3 protein-coding genes and 1 pseudogene are annotated in these 4463 nt (G+C 74.2%); 2 read left to right on the top strand and 2 right to left on the bottom strand.

Annotation, left to right across the window (positions count from 1 at the left end; translation table 11 throughout):
- Positions 1 to 169 (top strand): annotated as a pseudogene (locus H5J33_RS24980) (enoyl-CoA hydratase); the annotation flags it as partial.
- Between the two features lie 6 nt (positions 170 to 175).
- Positions 176 to 2488, top strand: a complete 2313-nt coding sequence (locus tag H5J33_RS24975; protein WP_181797124.1) for a bifunctional salicylyl-CoA 5-hydroxylase/oxidoreductase — start codon at positions 176 to 178, stop codon at positions 2486 to 2488.
- A gap of 7 nt (positions 2489 to 2495) precedes the next feature.
- Here H5J33_RS24975 and H5J33_RS24970 read toward each other — a convergent pair whose 3' ends face one another.
- Positions 2496 to 3308, bottom strand: a complete 813-nt coding sequence (locus tag H5J33_RS24970; RefSeq protein ID WP_181797123.1) for a PaaX family transcriptional regulator C-terminal domain-containing protein — start codon at positions 3306 to 3308, stop codon at positions 2496 to 2498.
- A 15-nt stretch (positions 3309 to 3323) separates the two neighbouring features.
- The coding region (locus H5J33_RS24965; RefSeq protein WP_181797122.1) for an AMP-binding protein at positions 3324 to 4463 on the bottom strand (1140 nt) is incomplete at its 5' end.

Raw genomic sequence — 4463 nt, 5'->3', positions numbered from 1 at the left:
GGCCCACGCCCAGACCAAGGCCCTGCTCACGGCCGAGCTGGACATGCCCCTGGCCGCCTCGGTGGAACTGGACGCCGCGACCCAGTCCCTGCTGATGACCGGTGAGGACTACGCGGAGTTCCACGCGGCCTTCACCGAGAAGCGCACACCGAAGTGGCGGGGGAGGTGAGCCCGGATGCCGGCCCCAGGCGCACCCACCCGAGCGGAGCCCGGCCGCCCCCTGCGCGTCGCCGTCATCGGCGGCGGCCCCGGCGGGCTGTACGCGGCGGCACTCCTCAAACGCCTCGACCCCGCCCGCGACGTCACCGTCTGGGAACGCAACGCCCCCGACGAGACCTTCGGCTTCGGCGTGGTCCTCTCCGACGAGACCCTCGGCGGTATCGAACACGCCGACCCGGTCGTCCACGAAGCGTTACGGCGGGACCTCGTCCGCTGGGACGACATCGACATCGTGCACCGGGGGACGCGCCACCGCTCCGGCGGCCACGGCTTCGCCGCGCTGGGCCGCCACCGCCTCCTCAGGATCCTGCACGAGCGCTGCCACTCGCTGGGCGTACGGCTCCGCTTCCGCACCGAGGCCCCCCACCCGGACGCCCTCCGCGCCGGCCACGACCTCGTCGTCGCCGCCGACGGTGTGGGGAGCGCCACCCGCGAGACGTACGCCCACGTGTTCCGCCCCCAGGTGACCGAACACCGCTGCCGCTACATCTGGCTCGCCGCCGACTTCGCCTTCGACGCCTTCCGCTTCGAGATCGCCGAGACCGAGCACGGCGTCATGCAACTGCACGGCTATCCCTATGGGCCCGATGCCTCCACCGTCATCATCGAGATGCGCGAGGAGGTCTGGCGGGCCGCGGGCCACGACGGACTCGCCCCGCGCGAATCCGTCGAGCGCTGCGCCAAGCAATTCGCCGACGCCCTGGGCGGACGCCCGCTGCGCTCCGGGAACTCCGCCTGGACCGGCTTCCGTACGGTCGTCAACGACCGCTGGTCGCACGGCAACGTCGTCCTCCTCGGCGACGCCGCCCACACCGCGCACTTCTCCATCGGCTCCGGCACCAAACTCGCCGTCGAGGACGCCCTCGCCCTGGCCGCCTGCCTGGAGGAGCAGCCGGACGTGCCCCGCGCGCTGGCGGCCTACGAGGAGGAGCGCAAGCCCGTCGTCGCCTCCACCCAGCGGGCCGCCCGGGCCAGCCTGGAATGGTTCGAGAACGTGCGGCTGTACCTGCGCCAGCCGCCCCGCCAGTTCGCCTTCAACCTGCTCACCCGCTCCCGCCGCGTCACCCACGGCAACCTCCGGCTGCGCGACGCCCGCTTCACCGAGTCCGTGGAGCGCGAGTTCGGCTGCCCGGCCGGCACACCCCCGATGTTCACCCCGTTCCGGCTGCGCGGCCTGACCCTGCGCAACCGGGTCGTGGTGTCACCGATGGACATGTACTCGGCCGTCGACGGCGTTCCCGGCGACTTCCACCTCGTCCACCTGGGCGCCCGTGCCCTCGGCGGGGCCGGCCTGGTGATGACCGAGATGGTGTGCGTCAGCCCGGAGGGCCGGATCACCCCCGGCTGCGCCGGCCTCTACACCGGCCGGCAGACCGAGGCGTGGCGGCGTGTCACCGACTTCGTGCACCGGCAGTCCCCGGGCACCGCGATCGGCGTCCAGCTCGGGCACTCCGGCCGCAAGGGGTCCACGAAACGGATGTGGGAGGGCATCGACGAGCCGCTGCCCGGCGGCAACTGGCCGCTCGTGGCCGCCTCCCCGCTGCCGTACAAGCCGGGCGGCCAGATACCGCGCGAGCTGTCCCGGGCCCGGCTCACCGACATCCGCGAGCAGTTCACCGCGGCCGCCTGGCGGGCCGCGCGGGCCGGGTTCGACCTGCTCGAACTGCACTGCGGCCACGGTTATCTGCTCTCCGGTTTCCTCTCACCGCTCACCAACCGGCGCACCGACGCCTACGGCGGTTCACCGGAGCGGCGCCTGCGCTTCCCGCTGGAGGTCTTCGACGCCGTACGCGGGGTGTGGCCGGCCGAGCGGCCGATGACGGTCCGGATCTCGGCCACCGACTGGGCCGACGGCGGGACGGGCGCCGAGGACGCCGTGGAGATCGCCCGCGCCTTCGCCGCGCACGGCGCCGACGCCATCGACGTGTCCACCGGGCAGGTGGTGGCGGAGGAACGCCCGGAGTTCGGGCGGTCGTACCAGACGCCGTTCGCCGACCGCATCCGGCACGAGGTCCGCGTCCCGGTGATCGCGGTCGGCGCGATCTCCTCCTGGGACGACGTCAACTCGCTGATCCTGGCGGGCCGTACGGACCTGTGCGCCCTGGCCCGCCCGCACCTGTACGACCCGCACTGGACCCTGCACGCGGCGGCCGAGCAGGGCTACGAGGGCCCCGGCGCCCCCTGGCCCGCCCCCTACCGGGCCGGCAGCCGCCCGCCCCGCACCGGCCGCACCGACGCTCCCAAACCCCGCCTGTCACTGGACGGCTGACGATCGTTCACAGACCGACGAACCGGGCCCCCGCGTCCCGCAACCGTTCGTGCAGGCCCCGGAAGACCTCCGCCGAGCGGACGCCGGGCCAGTCGGGCGGCAGCAGGTGGGTGGGCAGGCCCGGATCGGTGTAGGGCAGGTGGCGCCAGGAGTCCAGGGCGAGGAGGTAGTCGCGGTAGGCCTCCCCGGGCGGGGTGTCCGCACGACGGGACCAGGCCCGCAGCACCGGCGCGTGCGTGTCCAGGAAGCGCTCGTGCTCCTTGGCGATCGCGGCCAGGTCCCACCAGCGGGCCACCGCCTCGGGGGTGGGCGCGAAACCCAGGTGCTCGCCGCGGAAGAAGTCCACGTACGGGTCCAGCCGCAGCCGGCGCAGCGTGTGTTCCGTCTCCTCGTACAGCCGGGCCGGGGCGATCCACACCCCCGGCGCGGCGGTGCCGAAACCGAGGCCGGCCAGCCGGGAGCGCAGCACGTGCCGCTTCTGCCGCTCCGACTCCGGGACCGAGAACACCGCGAGCACCCAGCCCTCGTCCGCCACGGGCGCGCCCGCGTAGACGCGCCGGTCGCCGTCGTCCAGCAACTGGCGTGCCTCGGGCGACAGTTCGTATCCGGCCGCGCCGGACTCCGTGCGCGCCGGCAGCAGCAGACCGCGCCGTTTGAGCCGGGACACCGAGGAGCGTACGGAGGGCGCGTCCACGCCGACCGCGGCCAGGAGCCGGATCAGCTCGGCGACGGGCACCGGGCCGGGCAGGGAGCGGCCGTACGCGCCGTAGAGCGTGACGATGAGGGACCTGGGGGCGTGCTGCTCGGACACGTTGATCATTTTAGGTCGTCGGCATCACGGCTGGTCACCTCCGGTGCGCAGCAGGTACCGCCGCACCTTGCCGGTGGCCGTGCGGGGCAGCTCGTCGAGGAAGACGAACTCGCGCGGGCACTTGTAGGGCGCGAGCTCCGCGGTGAGGAACGCGCGCAGCGCCTCCGGGTCCGGGCGGGCGCCGGGGCGCAGCACGGTGTAGGCGACGGCCACCTGGCCACGGGCCTCGTCGGGGCGGCCGACGACCGCCGCCTCGGCCACGTCGGGATGGCCGAGCAGCGCGTCCTCCACCTCCGGCCCGGCTATGTTGTACCCGGCGGAGACGATCATGTCGTCGGCGCGGGCCACGTACCGGAAGTAGCCGTCGGGCTCGCGGACACAGGTGTCGCCGGTGATGTTCCAGCCGTCGCGCACGTACTCCCGCTGCCGGGGATCGGCGAGATAGCGGCAGCCGACCGGGCCGCGCACGGCCAGCAGACCGGGCTCGCCGTCGGGCACCGGCCGGCCGTCGGCGTCCTGGACGCGCGCCTGCCAGCCCGGCACCGGCAGGCCCGTGGTGCCGGGCCGGATGTGCTCGTCGGCGGCGGACAGGAAGATGTGCAGCAGCTCGGTGGCGCCGATGCCGTTGATCAGGCCGAGGCCCGTGCGCTCGTACCAGGCCCGCCAGGTGGCCGCCGGCAGGTTCTCGCCGGCCGAGACACAGCGCCGGAGGGACGACAGGTCGTGGCCGTCCAGGTCGGGCAGCATCGCCCGGTAGGCGGTCGGCGCGGTGAACAGCACGGAGACGCGGTGCGCGGCGATGGCGGGCAGCAGCTGCCGTGGCCCCGCCTGTTCCAGCAGCACACTGCTGGCCCCGGCCCGCAGCGGGAAGATCACCAGCCCGCCGAGGCCGAAGGTGAAGCCGAGTGGGGGACTGCCGGTGAAGACGTCGTCCGCGTGGGGGCGCACCACATGCCGGGAGAACGTGTCGGCCGCCGCCAGTACGTCCCGGTGGAAGTGCGCGCACCCCTTGGGGCGGCCCGTGGTGCCGGAGGTGAACGCGATCAGGGCGACGTCGTCGGACGCGGTGTCCACCGCCGGGTAGGGGCCGGTGGGCGCCGGGCGGCGCAGCAGGTCGTCGGGGCCGTCCGGCTGTGGGACGAGCGGGCACTGGTGGAGCTGGAC

The sequence above is a fragment of the Streptomyces sp. WELS2 genome (assembly GCF_013870595.1).
Lineage (GTDB): Bacteria > Actinomycetota > Actinomycetes > Streptomycetales > Streptomycetaceae > Streptomyces.
This window is presented reverse-complemented; position numbering and strand designations above follow the sequence as displayed.